At 72.4% G+C, this 22,215-nt stretch carries 17 protein-coding genes; 8 read left to right on the forward strand and 9 right to left on the reverse strand.

Translation table 11 applies throughout. From position 1 onward, the window contains the following. Positions 1–135: 135 nt before the first annotated feature. Genes ACIQUT_RS19630 through ACIQUT_RS19640 form a run of 3 tightly spaced genes read left to right on the forward strand, consistent with a single transcriptional unit; the run spans position 136 to position 3,736 of the window. Complete coding sequence (locus ACIQUT_RS19630) at positions 136–1,518, forward strand: ABC transporter substrate-binding protein (RefSeq protein WP_403564176.1); 1,383 nt, start codon at positions 136–138, stop codon at positions 1,516–1,518. A gap of 5 nt (positions 1,519–1,523) precedes the next feature. After that, positions 1,524–2,891, forward strand: a complete 1,368-nt coding sequence (locus ACIQUT_RS19635; protein ID WP_403564177.1) for a carbohydrate ABC transporter permease — start codon at positions 1,524–1,526, stop codon at positions 2,889–2,891. Further along, positions 2,888–3,736, forward strand: coding sequence for a carbohydrate ABC transporter permease (locus ACIQUT_RS19640; protein WP_403564178.1), 849 nt, complete (start codon positions 2,888–2,890; stop codon positions 3,734–3,736). Before ACIQUT_RS19635 ends, ACIQUT_RS19640 begins: the two co-directional genes overlap by 4 nt. Positions 3,737–3,811: 75 nt before the next feature. Here ACIQUT_RS19640 and ACIQUT_RS19645 read toward each other — a convergent pair whose 3' ends face one another. Then, positions 3,812–4,456: a TetR/AcrR family transcriptional regulator gene (locus ACIQUT_RS19645; RefSeq protein ID WP_403564179.1), complete on the reverse strand. Its 645-nt coding sequence runs from the start codon at positions 4,454–4,456 to the stop codon at positions 3,812–3,814. Positions 4,457–4,608: 152 nt separating this feature from the next. Between ACIQUT_RS19645 and ACIQUT_RS19650 the strand changes: the two genes are divergently transcribed. Together ACIQUT_RS19650 and ACIQUT_RS19655 are read left to right on the forward strand one after the other, a co-directional pair. Then, a complete protein-coding gene (locus ACIQUT_RS19650) occupies positions 4,609–5,502 on the forward strand; it encodes an ABC transporter permease (RefSeq protein ID WP_403564180.1) in 894 nt (297 codons plus the stop codon). Next, entirely contained in the window at positions 5,495–6,256 is a 762-nt protein-coding gene (locus tag ACIQUT_RS19655; protein WP_403564181.1) for an ABC transporter ATP-binding protein, read from the forward strand. Before ACIQUT_RS19650 ends, ACIQUT_RS19655 begins: the two co-directional genes overlap by 8 nt. Before the next feature lie 90 nt (positions 6,257–6,346). Here ACIQUT_RS19655 and ACIQUT_RS19660 read toward each other — a convergent pair whose 3' ends face one another. The 5 genes from ACIQUT_RS19660 to ACIQUT_RS19680 all read right to left on the reverse strand — a co-directional run bounded on the left by ACIQUT_RS19660 (position 6,347) and on the right by ACIQUT_RS19680 (position 15,628). Beyond that, positions 6,347–8,119: an immunity 49 family protein gene (locus tag ACIQUT_RS19660; RefSeq protein ID WP_403564182.1), complete on the reverse strand. Its 1,773-nt coding sequence runs from the start codon at positions 8,117–8,119 to the stop codon at positions 6,347–6,349. A gap of 138 nt (positions 8,120–8,257) precedes the next feature. After that, the gene (locus ACIQUT_RS19665) at positions 8,258–13,222 is read right to left on the reverse strand and encodes an NAD-glutamate dehydrogenase (protein WP_403564183.1); all 4,965 of its coding nucleotides are present in this window, start codon (positions 13,220–13,222) and stop codon (positions 8,258–8,260) included. 356 nt (positions 13,223–13,578) lie between these two features. Beyond that, complete coding sequence (locus ACIQUT_RS19670) at positions 13,579–14,253, reverse strand: HAD family hydrolase (protein ID WP_403564184.1); 675 nt, start codon at positions 14,251–14,253, stop codon at positions 13,579–13,581. Beyond that, on the reverse strand, positions 14,250–14,750 hold the full coding sequence (locus ACIQUT_RS19675; RefSeq protein WP_403564185.1) for a DUF6912 family protein: 501 nt from the start codon (positions 14,748–14,750) through the stop codon (positions 14,250–14,252). Before ACIQUT_RS19675 ends, ACIQUT_RS19670 begins: the two co-directional genes overlap by 4 nt. A gap of 269 nt (positions 14,751–15,019) precedes the next feature. Then, the gene (locus ACIQUT_RS19680) at positions 15,020–15,628 is read right to left on the reverse strand and encodes a hypothetical protein (RefSeq protein WP_403564186.1); all 609 of its coding nucleotides are present in this window, start codon (positions 15,626–15,628) and stop codon (positions 15,020–15,022) included. On the opposite strand from ACIQUT_RS19680, the gene ACIQUT_RS19685 reads away from it, so the two are divergent. After that, positions 15,585–15,863, forward strand: a complete 279-nt coding sequence (locus ACIQUT_RS19685; RefSeq protein WP_403564187.1) for an Rv3235 family protein — start codon at positions 15,585–15,587, stop codon at positions 15,861–15,863. The genes ACIQUT_RS19680 and ACIQUT_RS19685 overlap by 44 nt on opposite strands. 99 nt (positions 15,864–15,962) lie before the next feature. Here the strand turns inward: ACIQUT_RS19685 and ACIQUT_RS19690 are convergent, their stop codons facing one another. Beyond that, positions 15,963–16,115, reverse strand: a complete 153-nt coding sequence (locus tag ACIQUT_RS19690; protein WP_403564188.1) for a hypothetical protein — start codon at positions 16,113–16,115, stop codon at positions 15,963–15,965. Between the two features lie 169 nt (positions 16,116–16,284). Continuing rightward, the gene (gene secA / locus ACIQUT_RS19695) at positions 16,285–19,062 is read right to left on the reverse strand and encodes a preprotein translocase subunit SecA (protein ID WP_403564189.1); all 2,778 of its coding nucleotides are present in this window, start codon (positions 19,060–19,062) and stop codon (positions 16,285–16,287) included. 227 nt (positions 19,063–19,289) lie between these two features. Here secA and ACIQUT_RS19700 point away from each other — a divergent pair, with 227 nt between their 5' ends. Next, complete coding sequence (locus tag ACIQUT_RS19700; protein WP_403564190.1) at positions 19,290–19,901, forward strand: GNAT family N-acetyltransferase; 612 nt, start codon at positions 19,290–19,292, stop codon at positions 19,899–19,901. 226 nt (positions 19,902–20,127) lie between these two features. Beyond that, positions 20,128–21,282 (forward strand): winged helix-turn-helix domain-containing protein, encoded by a 1,155-nt coding sequence (locus tag ACIQUT_RS19705; protein WP_403564211.1) that lies wholly within the window; start codon positions 20,128–20,130, stop codon positions 21,280–21,282. A gap of 94 nt (positions 21,283–21,376) precedes the next feature. Here the strand turns inward: ACIQUT_RS19705 and ACIQUT_RS19710 are convergent, their stop codons facing one another. Next, on the reverse strand, positions 21,377–22,081 hold the full coding sequence (locus ACIQUT_RS19710; RefSeq protein WP_360637593.1) for a response regulator transcription factor: 705 nt from the start codon (positions 22,079–22,081) through the stop codon (positions 21,377–21,379). Positions 22,082–22,215 lie beyond the last annotated feature (134 nt).

A 22,215-nucleotide genomic window follows, 5' to 3' on the forward strand; every position in this document is an offset into this window, starting at 1 on the left:
CTCCCGTGCGGCTCCCGCGGGGCTCCCGCGGGGCTCCCGCGGGGCTCCCGCGGGGGCGTGACGCGGTATTGCGGGGGTGCCCGGCTCGGCGTAGACCTGTGGAACAGGTCACACCACGGGAATCGGGGGCGAACCATGCTCAGGCAGGGAACGAGCCGCACGAAGAACCGTAGAAGCAGCAGCCGTGCCTGGGCGGTCCTGGCCGCCGCGGGCGCCCTCGTCCTGAGCGGGTGCGGGGGCGGCGGGGGCTCGAAGGCGGATCCGCCGCCGGGGGCGACGGCCTCGGCCGCGCCGCGGGTGCAGTTACCGCGGCTGGACGGGGAGAAGCTGCAGGTCTCGGCGGTGTGGACGGGCCCGGAGCAGGCGAACTTCGAGAAGGTGCTGAAGGAGTTCGAGAAGCGGACGGGCGCCGCGGTCACCTTCGTGCCGGCCCAGGACCCGATCGTCACCTTCCTCGGCACGAAGATCGCGGGCGGGCAGCCGCCGGACGTGGCGCTGCTGCCGCAGGTCGGGGCGCTGGCCGCGGCGGTGAAGAACAAGTGGGTGCAGCCGGTCGGCCCGGAGGCGAAGGCCCAGCTCGACGCGAACTACTCGGACGGCTGGAAGAAGCTGGGCGCGGTCGACGGCACCCAGTACGGGGTGTACTACAAGGCCGCCAACAAGTCGCTGATCTGGTACGACGCGAAGGCCTTCGAGGCGGCCGGGGTGCAGCCCGCGAAGACGTGGAAGGAGCTGCTGACCGTCGCGGACACGCTGTCGGCGTCCGGTACCCCGGCGCTGTCGGTGGCCGGCGCGGACGGCTGGACGCTGACGGACTGGTTCGAGAACGTCTACCTGTCGCAGGCGGGCCCGGAGAAGTACGACCGGCTCGCCCGGCACGAGATCAAGTGGACGGACCCGAGCGTCGGGCAGGCGCTGACCACCCTCGCCGAGCTGTGGGGCCGCAAGGACTTCCTGGCGGGCGGGCCGAGCGGGGCGCTGGCCACCGAGTTCCCGAAGTCGGTGACGCAGGTGTTCTCCGGCGGGGACCGGCCGGCGGCCGCGATGGTCTTCGAGGGCGACTTCGTGGCGGTGAACATCGCCCAGACCGACGCGAAGATCGGCAAGGACGCCCTGGTGTTCCCGTTCCCGGCGGTCGGCGGCAAGCCGCCGGTGGTGTCGGGCGGTGACGTGGCGGTCGCGCTGAAGCCGTCGAAGGGCGCGCAGGCGCTGCTGACGTTCCTGGCCTCCCCGGACGCGGCGGAGATCCAGGCCCGCGAGGGCGGCTTCCTGTCCCCGAACAAGGCGGTGAGCCTGTCCGCGTACCCGAACGACATCCAGCGGGGCATCGCCGACGCGCTGATCGCGGCGGGCGACGACTTCCGCTTCGACATGTCGGACCAGGCCCCGGCGGCCTTCGGCGGGACCCCGGGCGCGGGCGAGTGGAAGGCCCTGCAGGACTTCCTGGCGAACCCGTCGGACGTGGCGGGCACGCAGAACAGACTGGAGGCGGAGGCGGCCAAGGCGTACGGGAACTGATCCCCGTGACGCCCTCGGCCGGTACGGGGGCGGCCGCGCGCACAGCCGCGCGCCGGGCCGCCCCGTCCTCGCGGTCCGGGCAGGCCCGGCACCGCCGCCTCGTCGCGGCGGCGTTCCTCCTCCCGGCGCTGGTGCTGCTCGGGGCGCTCGTCGTGCACCCGATCGGCTACTCCGTCTACCGCAGCCTCTTCGACCGCTCCGGCGACCGCTTCGTCGGCGGGGACAACTACGCGGAGATCCTGCGCGACGACGCCATCCGCACGGCCGTGGAGAACACGGCGGTGTGGGTCGTGGTCGCGCCGGCCGCCGCGACGGCCCTCGGCCTGGTCTTCGCGGTGCTGACCGAGCGGGTGCGCTGGGGCACCGCGTTCAAGCTGCTGGTCTTCATGCCGATGGCGATCTCGATGCTGGCGGCCGGGATCATCTTCCGGCTGGTCTACGACCACGACCCCGACCGGGGCGCCGCCAACGCGGTGCTGGTCGCGGTGCACGACACCTTCGCGCCGGCCTCGGCGTTCCCGAAGGCCCGCCCGGGCCGGGACTCGCCGCTCGCCCCCGGGCAGGGCGCCGACGCGGGCGGCTACGTCACCCGCGAGCCGGTCCGGGCTGGCACGCCGGTGCTGCTCCCGCTGGTCGGCGTCGCCCCCGGGGCGCTGCCCGAGGGGACCCGTACGGCCCGTCCCGCCGGGGCGGAGCCGGGCCGGGTCACGGGGACGGCCTGGCAGGACTTCACCCGGGGCGGCGGCGGCCGGACCAACGCGGTCGACCCGGCGGAGTCCGGCTTCGCCGGGATGCGGATCGAGGCGGTCAAGGACGGCCGGGTGGTGGAGTCGGCGACGACCCGCGCGGACGGCACGTTCGGCATGTCCGCGAAGGCCGACGGGGCGCTGCTGCGGCTGCCCGCGTCGAACTTCCGGGAGGCGTACGCGGGGGTGGACTGGCTGGGCCCGTCGCTGGTCACCCCGGCGATCATCGGGGCGTACGTGTGGATGTGGGCCGGGTTCGCGATGGTGCTGATCGCGGCGGGGCTGGCCTCCGTGCCGCGGGAGCTGCTGGAGGCGGCGCGGGTGGACGGGGCGAACGAGTGGCAGGTGTTCCGCCGGATCACCGTCCCGCTGCTGGCGCCGGTGCTGGCGGTGGTCCTGGTCACCCTCGTGATCAACGTGATGAAGATCTTCGACCTGGTGTTCGTGATCGCGCCGGGCTCGGTCCAGGACGACGCCAACGTCCTGGCCCTGCAGCTGTACCGGACCTCCTTCGGCACGGACGCCGACGCGGGGCTGGGCAGCGCCATCGCGGTGCTGCTGCTGGTGCTGGTGGTGCCGGTCATGCTCTACAACATCCGCCGCATGCGCCGGGAGGCCCGCCGATGAGCTTCGCGCACACCGCAGCCTCCCGCCTGGCCGGCGGGGCCGTCCGCGTCTTCCTCGTCTGCGCGGCCCTGTTCTGGCTGCTGCCCGCCATCGGCCTGCTGGTCTCCTCCTTCCTCGACCCGGGCGACCTGAACCGCGGCGGCTGGTGGCAGGCCCTGACCGCGCCGGCCCGGCTGACGACCGGGAACTACGAGCGGCTGCTCGCCAATGACGCGATCACCGGCTCGCTGCTGAGCACGGTGGCCATCACCGTGCCCGCGACCCTGCTGGTGCTGGTGCTGGGCTCGTTCGCCGGATACGCCTTCGCCTGGCTGGAGTTCCCGGGCCGGGACTGGCTGTTCCTCGTCGTCGTCGCCCTGCTCGTCGTCCCCGTGCAGGTGGCCCTGATCCCGGTCTCCGAACTCTTCGGGGCCGTCGGCCTGTTCGAGACGACCGCGGGGGTGGTGCTGTTCCACACGGCGTTCGGGCTGCCGTTCGCGGTGTTCCTGCTGCGCAACTTCTTCGCGCAGATCCCGCGGGAGCTGCTGGAGGCGGCCCGGCTGGACGGGGCCGGCGAACTGCGGCTGTTCGCCCGGGTGGTGCTGCCGCTGGCCGGGCCGGCGATCGCCTCGCTGGGCATCTTCCAGTTCCTGTGGGTGTGGAACGACATGCTGATCGCGCTGGTCTTCGCGGACTCCTCGCACCCGCCGATCACGGTCGCCCTCCAGCAGCAGGTACGGCAGTTCGGCAACAACATCGACATCCTCGCGCCCGGCGCGTTCCTGTCGATGGTGGTGCCGCTGATCGTGTTCTTCGCGTTCCAGCGGCAGTTCACGACGGGGGTGATGGCCGGCGCCGTCAAGTAGCCCCCGACGGCGATCGCCCGGCGCGGCGGCAGCGGTGGCGGCAGCGGTGGCGGCAGCCGTGGCCGCCGCCTGCGGTCAGGGCCGACCGGGTGCCGTGGCGCCCAGGCCCGCCACCACCGAGGCGGCCAGCTCGTCGAGGTAGCCGGCCGGGACCTCGTCGCGGATGACCACCTGCCGCCAGTACAGCGGCCCGATCGCGAGGTCCAGCGCCCGGCCGGGATCCGTGCCCGGCGCCAGCTCGCCGCGCGCGACGGCCTCGGACACGATGCCCTCGGCCATCCGCCGCTCCCCGTCGAGCAGGGCGCCGCGCACCGCGTCGGCGATCTCCGGGTTGCGGGCCGCCTCGACGAGCAGGTCGGGGATCACCGCGGAGGCCACCGGGTGGCGCAGCACGTGTGACATGACCTCCAGCAGGGCGCGTACGTCGCCGTAGAGCGAGCCCGTGGCGGGGACGGGCAGGCCGTCCACCGCGAAGGCCTGCACCAGGTCCAGGACCAGGTGGAGCTTGGACTTCCAGCGCCGGTAGACCGCCGTCTTGCCGACTCCGGCGCGCCGCGCGATGCCCTCGATCGACATGCGCGAGAACCCGACCGCGGCCAGCTCCTCCAGCACCGCGGCGCGGATCGCCCTGGTCACGTCCTCGCGCAGGACGGCGGCCCCGGCGGGGGCGCGGCGGGCGGGGGCCGGGGCGGGCGGGGCGGCGGCGGGGTCCGTGGTCATGGACAGAGCATAGCCGGGCAGGCTGGCACCACCCCGTCACGACGATACGGTTGCGTTCCGTCGGAGCGCGCCCTAACCTCGCCGTAGCGACGATACGGATCCGTCCCGTTGTCTCTCACGTTCTGGCCCCGTCGAAAGCGACCCCCGTGACCGTGACCTCACCCGCCCCGGCCGCCCAGGCCGCCGCGAGCCCCGCGGAGCTGGCCGCCGCCCACGGCCTGACGGTCAGCGGCGCCCGCCCCCCGCTGCCGGAGTACGTGCGCCGGCTCTGGGGCCGCCGCCACTTCGTCACCGCGTACGCCACCGCCCGGATGCAGGCCACGTACAGCACCGCGAAGCTGGGCCAGGTCTGGCACCTGGCCACCCCCGTGCTCAACGCGGCCGTCTACTACTTCGTCTTCGGCATCGTCATGAACGCCGGTCACGGCGTGCCCGACTACCTGCCGTTCCTGCTGACCGGCGTCTTCGTCTGGGACTTCATCGGCAGCTCGATCAACACCGGCACCCGCGCCGTCCACGCCAACCTGGGCCTGGTCCGCGCCCTGCACTTCCCCCGCGCCAGCCTGCCGCTGGCCTCCGTCCTCCAGCTGTTCCAGCAGCTGCTGGTGACCATGGGCGCGCTCGTCGTCCTGCTGCTCGCCTTCGGCCAGACGCCCCGCCCGGCCTGGCTGCTGGCCGTGCCCGTCCTGGCGCTGACGGCCGTCTTCTGCGCCGGCTGCGCCCTGGTGATGGCCCGGATCGGCGCCAGGACCCCGGACGTCAGCCAGCTGATGCCGTTCGTGCTGCGCACCTGGATGTACGCCTCGGGCGTCATGTGGTCCATCGAGCAGATGCTCCAGCAGGGCAACCTGTCGCACTGGGCCGCCCTCGTCCTGAAGCTCAACCCGGCGGCCGTCTACATCGACCTGATGCGCTACGCCCTCATCGACAGCTTCGACGCGCTCCCGCCCCACGCGTGGGCCATCGCCGTCGGCTGGGCCCTGCTCGCCGGCGTCGGCGGGTTCGTCTGGTTCTGGAAGTCAGAAGAGGAGTACGGCCGTGGCTGACCGCGTCCCCACCGTCATCGCCGACGACGTCCACGTCGTGTACAAGGTGAACGGCGGAGCCCGCAAGGGCGGCGCCACCGCCGCCCTCAGCCGGCTGCTCTCCCGCCGGGCCGACCCGGGCGTCCGCGAGGTGCACGCCGTGAAGGGCGTCAGCTTCACCTCGTACCGGGGCGAGGCCATCGGCCTGATCGGCTCCAACGGCTCGGGCAAGTCCACCCTGCTCAAGGCGATCGCCGGACTCCAGCCCGTCGCCCGCGGCACCGTCTACTCCCACGGCCAGCCGTCGCTGCTCGGCGTCAACGCCGCCCTGATGAACGACCTCACCGGCGAGCGGAACGTCATCCTCGGCGGCCTGGCCATGGGCATGTCGCGGCAGCAGGTCCACGAGCGCTACCAGGACATCGTCGACTTCTCCGGCATCAACGAGAAGGGCGACTTCATCTCCCTGCCCATGCGGACGTACTCCTCCGGCATGGGCGCCCGGCTGCGCTTCTCCATCGCCGCGGCCAAGGACCACGAGGTCCTGATGATCGACGAGGCCCTGGCCACCGGCGACGCCGCCTTCCAGCGGCGCAGCCAGAAGCGCATCGAGGAGTTGCGCGCCCGGGCCGGCACCGTCTTCCTCGTCAGCCACAGCATCGGCACGGTCCGCGAGACCTGCGACCGCGCCATCTGGCTGGAGGCGGGCGTCCTGCGGATGGACGGCCCCGCCGAGGAGGTCTGCGCCGCGTACGAGGCCCACAGCGGCCGCTGACGGCCGCGTACGAGGCCCACAGCGGCCGCTGACGCCGCTGACGCCGGCCGGCCCCGCCCGGGCTTCGCTGCCGGGCGGGGCCGGCACGGCCTACAGCGGCGCGGCCGCCTGCAGGAGGCGCGGCGGCAGGTACGGGGAGGCGACCCGGATGTCCCAGCCGCGCCGGCGGGCGTGGCAGGCGAGGGCCAGCGCGCCGAGGTCGAGCGCGGCGTCGCAGTCCTCGGCCCGGTCGGCGACCGCGCAGTGGTCACGGTGGGCCTCCAGGGCGTCGAGGAGCGCGAGGTTGAAGCTCTCCTCGTCACCCTCCACCAACTGCGACAGCAGCACGACCGGGGGCGGCAGGAAAGCGCCCGCCGCGGTGTTCTGCCGGGCCGCGACGGCCTGCTCCACGGCTTCCTCGACGCCCTCGCCGCGCAGGTAGGCGTGCAGGGCCCGGCAGTACGCCGAGTAGGCGGGGGCGCCCTCCCCGAGCCGGGACGGCCCGGCCAGCACGAGCGGGGCGAGGTCCTCGCGCACCCCCGTGATCAGGGCGAGGTGCGTCGCCGTGAGCCACTCGGTGAGCCCGGCCCGGTGGCCGCTGTAAGAGGGGTAGGCCAGGGTGCGTCCCTCGATGGTGACCGCGGCTTCCGTGCCCGGCTCCGCCAGCGTGGTCCGAAAGAGCGCGGCGCCCAGTGCCGAGGCCAGGTGCAGCCCCCGCAGCTGGGTGTCGGTGACGTCGGGGCCGTGCGTGGCGCGGGTCTTGAAGAGGATCTCCTGGTACCGCAGGGCGCTGGCCAGGCGCCAGGAGGACAGCTCCGGTCCGTCCTGCGGTGTGAAGGCCTTGCGGGTGCTCTCCTCGAAGCCCGCCTCGCCCTCCGGGGTCAGCGGCTGCGGGGCGAGGGGCCGCTCGAACTCCACGGTCCGCCCGCCCGCCAGCTCCGCGACCGCGTCGGGGCGCCGGTCGCGGCCGAAAGCGCCGGCCCGCGGCCCGGGCTTCGCGAAGCCGGTGAGCAGCGCGTACGGCAGGTAGTCGGAGTCGGCCGGCGGCCACCAGCCGTGGTCGCGGTGGCCGAGGGCGGCCAGCGCGATGGGGACGAGCGGCAGCAGGGTGCGCGGCTGGCTCCGGACCCAGGCCCCGGGCTGCTCGGCGTGACGGCGCAGCAGCCGGACGAGCTCTGTCCCGTACGCCTCCCGGTCGCCGGCGGTCAGGGCGCGCAGGACCCGCAGGCCGGTGGTGTCCGGCTGGTCGAGCAGCGGGTCGCCGGTCTCCAGGGCGCGGGCGGCGATCCGGGCGAGCCCGGCGTCGATGGCGGCGAGCTTCTGCTCCTGCGACGGCGGGAAGTCCTGGTCGTCGTCGTTCAGGTCGCCGCAGACGTACGCCATGAAGCCGCCGACCAGTTCGGTCGCGGGCCGGCCCGGGTACTGCGCCTGGTCTTCCTGGCGGGCGAAGTGGAAGGCCTCGCCGTGCCGCCCGGTGTCGCCGCCGATGACGGCCAGGCAGAAGGCGTCGAGCCACTCGTGCAGGCTGATGGACTCCCGGTCGGCCGGGTCACCGTCCCGGTCGTAGCTCATGCCGAAGTTCACGTAGTCGAGGAAGACGTGGAAGGAGTCGTACGCGTAGTAGGCGGCGTACGAGACGGCGCCCGCGGCGGCTTCCGCGGCGTCCTTCAGGACCGCCTGTGCCTCGGGGGTGTCCAGACGCGGCCTTTCCACGGAGAGCGCGCCGAGGTAGTCGAGCAACTCCTCGGAGATCGTCTGCCATTCGTACGTGGCCATGCGGTCGGCGCGGGACATGGACCGGACCATGGAGCCGATCCGGTTGACGAAGTCCTCGCGGGCCGCGGCGATCGCGGCCTCGCCCACCTGGTGTCGTTCGATGTGCACTGCTGTCCTGCTCCCCGTGTCGTGATGATCGCGGCCCGACCTCGCGGCCGGTGCCGGAATACACGACGAGCGGCCCGGAACTCGTGGTTCCGGGCCGCTCGTTCACTCACGGCCCCGAAGGGTCGTCAGCTTCCGGTCTCAGCTGTGCGCGCGCAGCAGCGACCGCATCGTCCGCATCGCGACCGACAGGTTCGCGAGGTCGAAGTCGTCCGAGCCGCGGATCTCGTCCAGGGTGGTCCGGGCGCGGGCGATGATCGCCGCGTTCTTGTCCTCCCAGGCCTTGAACCGCTCCTCGGGCGTCGCACCGGTCTCGCCGGCCGCCAGCACGTCGGCGGTCAGCGCCGCGTGCGCCGCGAACAGGTCCTCGCGGATGGAGGCGCGGGCCATGGACTGCCAGCGGTCGGCCCGCGGCAGGTCGATGATCCGGTCCATCAGCTGGGTGATGTCCAGGCGGTCGGCCAGGTCGTAGTACACCTCGGCGACGCCCAGCGGGTCCACGCCGGTGCGGTCCGAGATCGCGACGATGTCGAGCGTCGGGAAGGCCGAGGAGAACCCGGCGACCTTCGCCGCCAGCTCCTCCGGCACGCCCTCGCCGGTCAGCTCGTCCATGACCAGCGTGTACCACTCCAGGTCCGCGCCGCGCACCAGCTTCGGCAGCTCGGCCCAGACCTGGGCGACCCGCTCGGCGAACAGCTCGATGGTCTCGGTGATCTGGAGCGGCTGCGGCCGGTTGTTCAGCAGCCAGCGGGTACCGCGCTCGACCAGGCGCCGGGAGTGCAGGCGCACCCGGGTCTGGACGTCGGCCGCGACCTTGTTGTCGAGGGCCTCGACCGCGTCCCACACCTCACTCAGGCCGAAGATCTCGCGGGCCGAGAGCTGCGCCCGCACGATCTCCTCGGTGGAGGCGCCGGTCTCCTCGCGGAGCCGGTGCAGGAAGGTCGAACCGCCGCTGTTGACGGTGTCGTTGACCAGCAGCGTCGTGATGATCTCGCGGCGCAGGGCGTGGGAGGCGATCTGCTCCGGGAACTTCGCGCGCAGCGCGGCCGGGAAGTACGCGTCCAGCAGGCGGCGCAGGTACGGGTCGTCCGGCAGCTCGGTGGCGATGAGCTCGTCCGCCACCGTGATCTTCGTGTAGGCCAGCAGGACGGCCAGCTCCGGCTGGGTCAGGCCGGTGCCGCCGCCGAGCAGCTCGCGGATCTGCCGGTCGCTGGGCAGGAACTCCAGGTCGCGGTTGAGCTGTCCGGCCTGCTCCAGGCGGCGCACGAAGCGCTGCTGGGCGTGGAGCAGGCTGTGGGCCTGGGCGACGCCGTTGGCCAGGGCGGTGTTCTGCGCGTAGTTGTTGCGCAGGACGAGCCGGCCGACCTCGTCGGTCATCTCCGCCAGCAGGGCGTTGCGCTGCTTGACGGTCATGTCGCCGTCGGCGACGACCGCGTTCAGCAGGATCTTGATGTTCACCTCGTGGTCGGAGGTGTCCACGCCCGCGCTGTTGTCGATGGCGTCGGTGTTGACCTTGCCGCCCTCGCCGCCGGCGCCGGTCCGGGCGAACTCGATGCGGCCGAGCTGGGTCAGGCCCAGGTTGCCGCCCTCGCCGATGACCTTGGCCCGGACGTCCGCGCCGTTGACGCGGATGGCGTCGTTGGCCTTGTCGCCGACCTCGGAATGCGTCTCGGCGGTGGCCTTGACGTACGTGCCGATGCCGCCGTTCCACAGCAGGTCCACGGGGGCGTGCAGGACGGCCTGCATCAGCTCGGCCGGGGTCATCTTGGTGACGCCGGCCTCGATGCCGAGGGCCTCGCGGATGTGGGCGTTGACCGGGATGGACTTCGCGCTGCGCGGGTGGATGCCGCCGCCCGCGGACAGCAGCTCCGTGTTGTAGTCCGCCCACGAGGAGCGCGGCAGCTCGAACAGGCGCCGGCGCTCGGCGTACGAGACGGCCGCGTCCGGGGTCGGGTCGATGAAGATGTGCCGGTGGTCGAAGGCGGCGACCAGGCGGATGTGCTCGGAGAGCAGCATGCCGTTGCCGAAGACGTCGCCGGACATGTCGCCGACGCCGACGACGGTGAAGTCCTCGGTCTGGGTGTCGTGGCCGAGCTCGCGGAAGTGCCGCTTGACGGACTCCCAGGCGCCGCGGGCGGTGATGCCCATGCCCTTGTGGTCGTAGCCGGCCGAGCCGCCCGAGGCGAAGGCGTCGCCCAGCCAGAAGCCGTACGACTCCGCAACGCCGTTGGCGATGTCGGAGAAGGTCGCGGTGCCCTTGTCGGCGGCGACGACGAGGTAGGTGTCGTCCTCGTCGTGGCGGACCACGCCCTTGGGCGGCACGACCTCGCCGCCGACCATGTTGTCGGTGATGTCGAGCAGCGCCGAGATGAAGATCTTGTACGCGGCGACGCCCTCGGCGAGCCAGGCGTCGCGGTCCACCGACGGGTCCGGCAGGTTCTTGGCGACGAAGCCGCCCTTGGCGCCGACCGGCACGATGACGGTGTTCTTGACCATCTGCGCCTTGACCAGGCCGAGGATCTCCGTGCGGAAGTCCTCGCGGCGGTCGGACCAGCGCAGGCCGCCTCGGGCGACCTTGCCGAAGCGCAGGTGGACGCCCTCGACGCGCGGCGAGTACACCCAGATCTCGAAGGCCGGGCGGGGCGCCGGCAGCTCCGGGATGGCCTGCGGGTCGAACTTCATCGACACGTAGGAGTGCTGCTCGCCCTGGGGGTTGAGCTGGAAGAAGTTGGTCCGCAGGGTCGCCTTGATCAGCGTGAGGAAGGACCGCAGGATCCGGTCCTCGTCGAGCGAGGCGACCTGGTCCAGGGCACCGTCCAGCTCCTCCAGCATCGCGTCGATCAGCTCGGTGCCGGCGGACTGGCGGCCGGGCGACATCCGCGCCTCGAACAGCGAGATCAGCAGCCGGGTGATGTGGACGTTGTTGCGGAGGGTGTCCTCCATGTAGTCCTGGCTGAAGGTGGAGCCGGCCTGGCGCAGGTACTTGGCGTACGCGCGCAGGATGACGGCCTGCCGCCAGGTGAGCTTGGCGCTCAGGACCAGGGTGTTGAAGTTGTCGTTCTCGGCGTCGCCCCGCCACACGGCGGCGAAGGCCTCCTGGAAGCGCTCGCGGGCGTCGTCGCCGAGGTAGTTGTCGCCGTTGCCGGCGACGGGCATGCGCAGGCCGAAGTCGTAGATCCAGGCGCTGGTGCGGTCGCTGCGGCGCAGCTCGTACGGGCGCTCGTCGGTGACCTCGACGCCGAGGCGCTGCAGCACCGGCAGGACCGCGGACAGGGAGACCTGCTCACCGGCGCGGTAGATCTTGAACCGGCGCTCGCCGGGGCCGGCGCCGACCGGCTCGTACAGGGACAGCGCGAACTCGCTGTCGCTGGCGGAGAGCCGCTCCAGGTGGATCAGGTCGGAGACCGCCATGCGCGGGGTGTGGTCGGCCTTGTAGCCCTCGGGGAAGGAGCTGCTGTACTTGCGCAGCAGTTCGGCGGCGTGCTCCTCGCCGAGCTCGGCGACCAGTGCCTCGCCGAAGCCGTCGGACCAGGAGCGGGCGGCCTCGACCAGGCGGCCCTCGACCCGCTCGACGTCGGCGTCGGTCAGCGCGGGCAGCTCGGTGCCCTGCGGGACGCGGACGACGAAGTGGATGCGGGAGAGGATCGACTCGGTGTTCCAGGCGGTGAAGTCGACGCTGGTGCCGCCGAGCTCCTCCTTGAGGATGTCCATCAGGCGCAGCCGGACGCCGGTGGTGAACCGGTCGCGCGGCAGGTAGACGAGGGCCGAGTAGTAGCGGCCGTACTCGTCCTGGCGCAGGTACAGCCGCAGCCGGCGGCGCTCCTGCAGGTACAGGACGGAGGTGGCGATCTCGCAGAGCTTGTCGACGGGGGTCTGGAACAGCTCGTCGCGCGGGTAGGTCTCCAGGATCTGGAGCAGGTCGCGGCCGTCGTGGCTGCTCGGCGAGAAGCCGGCGGCCTCCAGCACCTCGGCGACCTTGCGGCGGATGACCGGGACGCGGCGCACGGACTCGGTGTACGCGGCGGAGGAGAACAGGCCGAGGAAGCGGCGCTCGCCGATGACGTTGCCGTCGGCGTCGAACTTCTTCACGCCGATGTAGTCGAGGTACGAGGGCCGGTGGACGGTGGCGCGGCTGTTGGCCTTGGTCAGCACCAGCAGGCGGTGCTCGCGGGCCTTGGCGCGGGCGTCGGCCGGCAGCCGGTTGAAGGACGGGGAGACGGCGTGGGCGTCGTCCTTGCCGCTGTGGTGCGGGTCGGAGCGCAGGATGCCGAGGCCGGTGCCGGGCACGGCGGCGAGGGCGTCGCCGTCGACGAGGTTGTACTCGCGGTAGCCGAGGAAGGTGAAGTGGTCGTCGGAGAGCCAGCGCAGCAGCTCGCGGGCCTCTTCGAGCTCGTACTCGTGGAGGTCGGCGGCGGTCGGCTCGTCGGCGAGCCCGTCGGCGATGCGCAGCGCGGCGTCGCGCATCTTCTCCCAGTCCTCGACGGCCTCGCGGACGTCGGACAGGACGCGCAGCAGGTCGGCGGTGATCTGCTTGAGGTCGGCGCGGTCGGTCTCGCGGTCGATCTCGACGTGGATCCAGGACTCGACGAGGGAGTCGTGGGGGCGCGCGGTCTTCGGGCCGTGCGCGTCGCAGTCGGGGCCGAGGATCTCGATCAGCTTGCCGGCGACGTCGCGGCGGACGACGACCTGCGGGTGGATCACGACGTGGATGCCGCGGCCCTGGCGGGACAGCTCGTTGGTCACGGAGTCCACGAGGAAGGGCATGTCGTCGGTGACGACCTCGACGACGGAGTGGCTGGAGGTCCAGCCGTTCTCCTCGACGGTCGGGGTGTGCACGCGGACGTTCGCGGTGCCCTGCGGCCGGTTCTCGGCGAGCCGGTAGTGCGACAGCGCCGCCCCGAACACGTCGACGGGGTCCCGGTCGACGATGTCCTCGGGGGCGGTGTGCAGGTAGTAGCGCTGGAGATAGGCGAGCGTCGTGTCCCGGTCGGGCCGCTCTTTCTGCTCGGCACCGGTCGGAAGGAGTCCCCCGGCCGGGCTGTGCTCAGCTACCCGGGCCGCCCGCGCGAGCAGCTCGGCCTTTGCTTCGTCCAGCTTGGTCTGCATGTCCTCTGGCTCCTGTCGCGCGCCATTGCGTGACGTAGGTGAAGGAAGGTATGACGTAGCGCCGCGCAGCGGGTAGTCCGTCCGGAACCGACGCTATGTCGTCGTGAGAGCCGACCGGGAGGGATACGGCCAGAATCGGCCAGGCGTCCCGGCAGCGGGGACCAGCGAAGGCCCGGGCACGGTCGTGCGCCGGGCGCAGGCCGGGGGCGTCAGTGCCCCCGCGGACTATCGCGCTGATCACGGGTACCAGGCTATCTCGCCCTCCCCCCACCGCGTCACGGTCCGAATCTGTACAAAAGCAAGTCCGGAAGTTTGACGATGTGCGCAGTGACGTGGACCACCGCGCGTGCCAGTGCCTATTCGGCCAGCTCGCGAGCAGTGGCTACGGCCTCTGCCAGGCTGTCCACGACCGGCACACCGGCCGATTCCAGACTGCGGCGGCTGTGCGAACCTCCCGTGTAGAGGACGGCCCGCGCGCCCACGTGTGCGGCGGCCGCGGCGTCGTCGACCGCGTCCCCGATGAGGACCGTGCGCCCGGCGGTCACCCCGCCGGCCTCCAGGGCCGCCATGTGCCGGACCAGGTGGCCCGCCTTGGAGCTGTGCGAGGGGCCGGTGCGGCCGTCGACGCGCAGGAAGTGCCGCTCGATCCCGTACGTCTGCACCAGCGGCACGAGCCGGTCGTGGGGCGCCAGCGACAGCAGGGACTGGGTGGACCCGTCGGCCTGCCAGTCGCGGAGCAGATCCCGGGCCCCTTCGGTGAGCCCGGCGTCCTCGGCGGCGGCCCAGTAGTGGCGGTGGAACGCCTCGTCCATGACGGCCCACTCGGCGTCGGTGGGCAGCCGGCCCATGAGCCGCTCGTAGAACCTGGGCACCGGTACGACGTAGAGCTCACGGTAGCGCTCCAGCGTGATCGGCGCGAAGCCGAGCTCGGCGAAGGAGGCGTTCGTCGCCGTGATCACGGCGTCGATGTCGTGGAGCAGCGTGCCGTTCCAGTCCCAGACGATGTGGCGGGCCCCCGAAGTCGTGCTCATGCCAGCAGCCCGGGGATCTCCTGCACGCCGAACCACAGCAGCTCGTGGTCGTCGGCGCCGTCGACGGTGAACCGGGCGTCGCCGTCCCCCGCGTCGGCGGCCCCGACGGCCGCAGCGGCCGCCTCGACGTCCTTGACCGCGTCGTCGGCGTCCACGTGCACGGCGCCGGCCGCGGCCAGCCGGACCGGGCCGGCGACGGCGACCTGCCCGAGGGAGGCCTCGTCGATGCCGGGGACGGCGGTGACGGCCTTGTCGGCCACATCGAAGGCGACGACGACGCGCTTGCGGGGGGCGCCGGGGTCCTCGGCGAGCATCCGCAGGGAGGCGGTCGCGGCCCGGCCGAGGGCGGCGTACTCCAGCTCCTCGATGTCGTCCGACACGTACCACTCGCGCAGGCCCGGCGTGACGGCGTACGCGCGCAGGGGAGCACCGCCCAGCTCACCCGCCTGGTGCACCTCGGCGAGCCCGGGGAGGGTCAGGGGGACGTACACGCGCATGGCCGGCTGCTTTCGGTAGTCGGGAACGCCCTCAGGATACGACGGTGGCACAGCGGCGGCGGAAGACTGCGCGCGGTGACAGCCCCGGTCCCCCTTCGAGCTGCGCGGGCCGCGCCGGAGCGCGTCCACGGCGGCGCACCCCGCAGTCCCCGCACGGCGGCCGTACGGGGCGCGGGCCACCCGGATAGGTGAAGCGGCACGAGTCCGGCCGGACCGCCCCGGCTCCGTTGCGGAGCGTGTCGGTCGGCCGTAGAAGATCCCCAACGAAGTTACCGCCCGGTACCGCCGGGGCCGCACGTGGGGGACGACCGCATGACCACCAGGACCAGCAGGACCACGAGGACCACGACCGGGACCACCCGACCGACGAAGACCACCGGCCCCACCAGGACCACGGGACCGACAAGGCCGACCGGCCCGACGAGGACCACCGACACACCGAGGCCCCCCAGGACGGCCGGGACGACCGTGCCGGCCGGGCCCGCAGGAACGACGAGCCCGACCTCGGCGACAAGGCCCACCGAGCCGACGAGGGCCTCCAGGACGGCCGGGGCGACCGGGGCCACAGGGACGACGAGCCCGGCCGGGACGATGAGGACCACCGAGCCGGCGAGGGCCACCGGGCAGGCGGGGCCGGCCGGGACGGCGGGGCCCGACGCGGCGGCGAAGACGGCCAGGACGGTCGGGGCAGCCAGGACGGTCGGGGTAGCCGGGGCGGCCGGGAGCAGCGCCCGGCCGCCGGGGCGGCGCGACCAGCGCCGGCCCGGACCGCGGGAGGCCCGCCCGCGGAGCTCCCGCGGGCCCCACGACTGGTTCGCCGAGCGCCTGCTGGCGGTGATCAGCGGCCAGCGCCCCGTCCACTGCCTGCTCGGCCTCACCGTCGGCCCTGCCTACGAGCAGTTGGTGGGCCTGGCCCCGGTCGGCCCGCTGCGCAGCCGCCTGCGCCCCGTACTGCGCCGCTGCGGGCGCTTCCACCCGGGTCCGGGCGTGATCGAGGCGTTCGCCCGCATCGCCACGGGCGACCGCATCTCGGCGATGGCCTTCCGCCTGGAGCAGGGCCCCGACCTGCGCTGGCGCTGCGCAGCCGTCGAGATCCAAGGCCCGCTCCCCTGACCCCGCCCCCGCCGAAGCGGGACGGGCAGGACGGGCAGGACGGGCAGGGCGGGCCGGGCGGGCAGGACGCGCAGGGCGGGGCAGGGCCGGCCGGGCGGCCTAGAGGCCGGTCCACCAGGCAGCCCCGGTACCGGTGGCCGTGGCCACCAGCGCGACCAGCCAGACGGGGACGCGTTCGATCACGATGTGCAGCCCGCCGCAGCGCAGCTCGAACTGGGGCCGCTCCCGGCGGCGCTCAACTCGCTTTTCCATGACGGCAGTTAAGCACCACAAACGCCCCGTCCCTCAACGACTGTTTGTGTACAAAACCGCGGGGCGAAGTTCGACACTCCGCACAGGACGGGCGCCGGAAACGCCGCCGGGGGCCGGACACCCAGTCGGTGTCCGGCCCCCGGCGGGGTGCCTCTGCTGCTGCGGCGGCTTACTTCTTGCGGCGGCGGCCGCCGGCGGCCTTCTGCGCCTTGCGGCGCTCGGCGCGGGTCATCCCGTCGCCCTCCTCGGCCTCGAAGTCGCCCTCGACCACGCCGCCCTCGCCGTCCACCGTGGGGGCGGAGAAGTGCAGCCGGTCCGGGCGCTGCGGGGCGTCCAGGCCCTTGGCGCGGATCTCCGGGCGCGGGCCGGGGGCCACCGCCGGGGCGGCCTCCTGCACCGGGACCTCCTCGACCTGCTGCTCGACCTGGACCTCCAGGTTGAACAGGTAGCCGACGGACTCCTCCTTGATGCCCTCCATCATGGCGTTGAACATGTCGAAGCCCTCGCGCTGGTACTCGACCAGCGGGTCCTTCTGGGCCATCGCGCGCAGGCCGATGCCCTCCTGGAGGTAGTCCATCTCGTACAGGTGCTCGCGCCACTTGCGGTCCAGCACCGACAGCACCACGCGCCGCTCCAGCTCGCGCATGATGTCGGAGCCGAGCGCCTTCTCGCGGTCCTGGTACTGCTCGTAGATGTCGTCCTTGACCGACTCCGCGATGAACTCGGAGGTGATGCCGGCGCGGTCGCCCGCCGCGTCCTCCAGCTCGTCGACCGTGACCTTGAGCGGGTAGAGCTGCTTGAACGCGCCCCACAGCCGGTCCAGGTCCCACTCCTCGGCGAAGCCCTCGACCGTCTCGGCCGCGATGTACGCGTCGATGGTGTCGTCCATGAAGTAGCGCACCTGCTCGTGCAGGTCCTCGCCCTCCAGGACGCGGCGGCGCTCGCCGTAGATGACCTCGCGCTGGCTGTTGAGGACCTCGTCGTACTTCAGGACGTTCTTGCGCGTCTCGAAGTTCTGGGTCTCGACCTGCGACTGGGCGGACGCGATCGCGCGCGTCACCATCTTGTTCTCGATCGGCACGTCGTCCGGCACGTTCGCCATCGACATCACGCGCTCGACCATCTGCGCCTTGAACAGGCGCATCAGGTCGTCGCCCAGCGACAGGTAGAAGCGGGACTCGCCCGGGTCGCCCTGACGGCCGGAGCGGCCGCGCAGCTGGTTGTCGATACGGCGCGACTCGTGCCGCTCGGTGCCCAGCACGTACAGCCCGCCGAGCGCCTTGACCTCCTCGAACTCGGCCTTCACGGCCGCCTCCGCGCGCTGCATCGCGGAGGGCAGGGCGTGCGCCCACTCCTCGATGTGCTCTTCGGGGTCCAGGCCCTGCTGGCGCAGCTCGGCCTCGGCGAGGTCGTCCGGGTTGCCGCCGAGCTTGATGTCGGTACCGCGGCCGGCCATGTTCGTGGCGACCGTCACGGCGCCGCGACGGCCCGCCTGGGCGACGATCACGGCCTCGCGCTCGTGGTGCTTGGCGTTGAGGACCTCGTGCGGGATGCCGCGCTTGGACAGCTGGCGCGAGAGGTACTCGGACTTCTCGACCGAGGTGGTGCCGACGAGGATCGGCTGGCCCTTCTCGTGCTTCTCCGCGATGTCGTCGACCACGGCCGCGAACTTGGCGACCTCGGTGCGGTAGATCAGGTCCGCCTGGTCCTTGCGCTGCATGGGACGGTTCGTCGGGATGGGGACGACGCCCAGCTTGTAGATCTGGTGGAACTCGGCGGCCTCGGTCATGGCCGTACCGGTCATGCCGGAGAGCTTGCTGTAGAGGCGGAAGAAGTTCTGCAGGGTGATCGTGGCGAGGGTCTGGTTCTCGTCCTTGATGTCCACCCCTTCCTTCGCCTCGATCGCCTGGTGCATGCCCTCGTTGTAGCGGCGGCCGGCGAGGATACGGCCGGTGTGCTCGTCGACGATCATGACTTCGCCGTCGATGACGACGTAGTCCTTGTCCTTCTTGAACAGTTCCTTCGCCTTGATGGCGTTGTTCAGGTAGCCGACGAGCGGCGTGTTCACCGACTCGTAGAGGTTGTCGATGCCGAGCCAGTCCTCGACCTTGGAGACACCGGCCTCGTGGATGCCGACGGTGCGCTTCTTCTCGTCGACCTCGTAGTCGCCGGTCTCCTCGATGCCCTTCAGCGGGTTGCCCGGCTCGCCCCTGGTCAGGCGGGTGACCAGCTTGGCGAAGTCGCCGTACCACTTCGTGGCCTGGTCGGCCGGGCCGGAGATGATCAGCGGGGTACGGGCCTCGTCGATCAGGATGGAGTCGACCTCGTCGACCACGGCGAAGTTGTGCCCGCGCTGCACCAGCTCGTCCTGCGACCACGCCATGTTGTCGCGCAGGTAGTCGAAGCCGAACTCGTTGTTCGTGCCGTAGGTGATGTCGCAGCCGTACTGCTCGCGGCGCTGCGCCGGCGTCATGTTGGCCAGGATGCAGCCGACGTTCAGGCCCAGGAACTTGTGGACGCGGCCCATCATCTCGGAGTCGCGCTCGGCCAGGTAGTCGTTCACCGTGATCAGGTGCACGCCCTTGCCGGACAGCGCGTTCAGGTACGCCGGGAGCGTGCCGACGAGGGTCTTGCCCTCACCGGTCTTCATCTCCGCCACGTACCCCAGGTGCAGCGCGGCGCCGCCCATCAGCTGGACGTCGTAGTGCCGCTGGCCCAGGACGCGCTTGGCGGCCTCGCGGACGGTCGCGAAGGCCTCCGGCAGCATGTCGTCGAGGCTCTCGCCGTCCTGGTACCGCTGCTTGTACTCGTCCGTGAGCGCCCGCAACTCGGCGTCGGAGAGGTTGACGAAGTCCTCTTCGATGGAGTTGACCTGGTCCGCAATGCGGTGCAGTTTGCGCAGGATCTTGCCTTCGCCTGCACGCATGAGCTTGTTGAAGACGGACACCGAGGTTTGTCTCCTTGCCGGTCGGGCCTGGCACTGGTTCGTACGCGGGCACGGAGGGTGGGCCCCACCGCACCGGCCATCGTAAGCGAGGACACGGTCACGTCGGGAGGTCCGCCATGGCCGCGGGGCGGCATGCGCCCGGAATGAGAACGTACGGGGGGCGGCGAAAGTGCCGCCCTGCGCGAAAACTGGTCGCCCTGCCCGGGCCCCGCCAGCAGAATTCGGTCATGGAACCCACCGCCCTGGCCACCGAACGACTGATCCTGCGCCCCCACCGCCCCGAGGACGTCGACGAGGTGCTGGCCGCCTGCCAGGACCCGGAGATCCAGCGCTGGATCCCCGTTCCCGTCCCCTACCGGCGGGCCGACGCGGAGGCCTTCGTCCTGCAGACCACGGTGAACGGCTGGCGCGACGACACCGAGTTCAACTTCGCGGTACGGCTCGCCGGGCCGGACGGCACCGAGGGCCCCCTCGTGGCCTGCACGGCCGTGGTCCCCCGCGGCAGCCACGCGCACGAGATCGGCTTCTGGGCCGCCCCCGGCCACCGCGGCCGCGGCCACACCACCGAGGCGGTGCGGGCGCTGGCCCGCTGGGCCTTCACCGAGGCCGGCTGCGTCCGGCTGATCTGGCGGGCCGGCGTCGGCAACACCGCCTCCCGGGCCGTCGCCGAGAAGGCCGGCTTCACCGTCGAGGGCGTACAGCGGGCGGGCATGGAGCACCGCGGCACCCTGCGCGACTGCTGGGTCGGCGCCCTTCTCCCCTCCGACCTGGGGCTGCCGTCCCGGCTGCCGTACCTCCCTGCACCGGAGCAGGGACCCGCTGTCAGTGCCGGGGCCTGAGCGGGCTCAGTGAAGCCCGGTGCCGTACCGCGCCCCGCAGGGGCGCGGGGAACTGCGCGACCAGCCCCCACCGGCCCGCGGGTTCCTGAGCCGTGCACGGGCGGGCTGACGCGGGCGGGCGGGCCGACGCCCGGCCCCGTCCACCCCGCCCCGTGGCCACCACGGGCGCATCGGGATCGCCGGTTCCGTTGTCAGTGGCGTCCTCTAGGGTGCGGTCATGACGACCATGGTCCGGCTGTCCGCCGACGAAGCACGCCGCATCGCGCTGCGCGCGCAGGGGTTCCTCGGGGCCCCGGACCGGCGCGGAGGGGTGCGCGGGGTGCTGCGCCACCTGGGCGCCGTCCAGCTGGACACCATCTCCGTCCTGGCCCGCTCGCACGAGCTGATCCCGTACGCGCGCCTCGGCGCGGTGGGCCGCGGGGCGGTCGAGGAGGCGTACTGGTCGGACGGTCACGCCTTCGAGTACTGGTCGCACGCGGCCTGCATCCTGCCGATCGAGGAGTGGCCGCACTTCGCCTTCCGGCGCCGCGCCCGGCGGGAGCACGGCTACCGCTGGCACCGGATGAAGGACCGCGAGGGGTCCTGCGCGCTGGTCCTGGACCGGCTGCGGGCCGACGGCCCGCTCACCTCCACCGAGCTGGGCGGCGCCAAGAACGGCGGCCCGTGGTGGGACTGGTCCGAGACCAAGATCGCGGTGGAGTGGCTGCTCGACGCCGGTGACGTGGTCTGCACCGAGCGGCGCGGCTGGAAGCGGGTCTACGACCTGGCCGAGCGGGCGGTGCCGGACGAACTGCTGCACGACGACCTGGACGACGCCGAGTGCCTGCGCCGCCTGGTCGGCCTGGCCGGGAAGTCCCTGGGGGTGGGCACCCGCGCGGACATCGCGGACTACCACCGGATCAAGGGCGAGCAGTTCGACGCGGTGATCGCCGACTCCGGCCTGGTGCCGGTGGCGGTCGAGGGCTGGACCAAGCCCGCCTGGGCCGCCCCGGAGGCACTGGCTGCTCCCCCGCGCGGCCGGCACCGCACGACCCTGCTCTCCCCCTTCGACTCCCTGGTCTGGGACCGCCCGCGGACCGAGCGGATCTTCGGCTTCAGCCACAAGCTGGAGGCGTACGTACCCAAGCCGCAGCGCGTGCACGGCTACTTCGCGATGCCGCTGCTGGCCGGCGGCCGGCTCCAGGGGCGGGTGGACCCGGCCCGCGAGGGCCGCACCCTGGTGGCCCGGCAGCTGTCCCTGACCTCGCCGAAGGCGGCCCCGGCGATGGCCGCGGCGCTGCGCGAGGCGGCCGAGTGGGTCGGCTGCGACGACGTACGGGTGGAGCGCGCGCAGACCCCGCAGGAGGCGGCGGCGGTCACCGCCGAGCTGGCGGCCCTCTGAACACCGGAGCTCCTGGCGCCGGAGCTCCTGGCGCCGGAGGTCCTGGCACCGGAGGTCCTGGGCTCCGGCCTGAAAAGGCCTGCCGGCCGGAGCCCTAGCGGATCTCCAGGATCTTCTCCCGCATCGCGTAGACCACGGCCTCCATCCTGGAGTGCAGCTGCAGCTTCTCCAGGATGTTGCGGACGTGGTTCTTCACCGTGTTCTCGGAAATGAACAGCTCCTTGGCGATGTCCCGGTTGTTCATCCCGGTCGCGACGAGCTTGAGCACTTCCACCTCGCGGTCGGTGAGCCGGGGCGCGGGCACCAGCCGGCGCTCGTCCGTCCGCTGGATCATGGATTTGAACTCGGTGAGGAGTTTCGACGCCATCGAGGGGCTGATCTGCGACTGCCCGTCGGCCACTGCGCGGATGGCCGTGGCCACCTCGTCGGTGGAGATCTCCTTCAGCAGGTATCCGGTGGCGCCCGCCTTGATCGCGTCGTAGAGGTCCGCCTCCTCATCGCTGATCGTCAGCATGATGATTTTCGCGGAGGGGGCCACCTCCTTGATCGACGTGCACGCCTCGATCCCGCCGCGCCGGGGCATCCGCACGTCCATCAGCACGATGTCCGGCAGCAGGTCGGCCGCCTTGTCCACCGCCTCCGCGCCGTCCCCGGCCTCGCCGACGACCTGGATGTCCTCCTCCTGCGCGAGGACGATCTCCAGCCCGCGCCGGAACAGGGCGTGGTCGTCGACGACGAGCACCCGGATCGGCTCGCCACCGCCCTCGTCCTCGCGCACCGGCTCGAAACCGTCCGCCATCGTTCCTCCCCCTGCATGTGCCGAGCTGCCCCGGCCAACCCGGCGGACGCACCCGCCGGTTGACTGCCCGCCATGATTCCATGCCCGCGCCGCCCGCCGGGGGCCTCCGGGCGGACGCCTGGCGCATATCCGGT

This window comes from Streptomyces sp. NPDC090445 (assembly GCF_044769385.1).
In the GTDB taxonomy this organism is placed as follows: Bacteria; Actinomycetota; Actinomycetes; order Streptomycetales; family Streptomycetaceae; genus Streptomyces.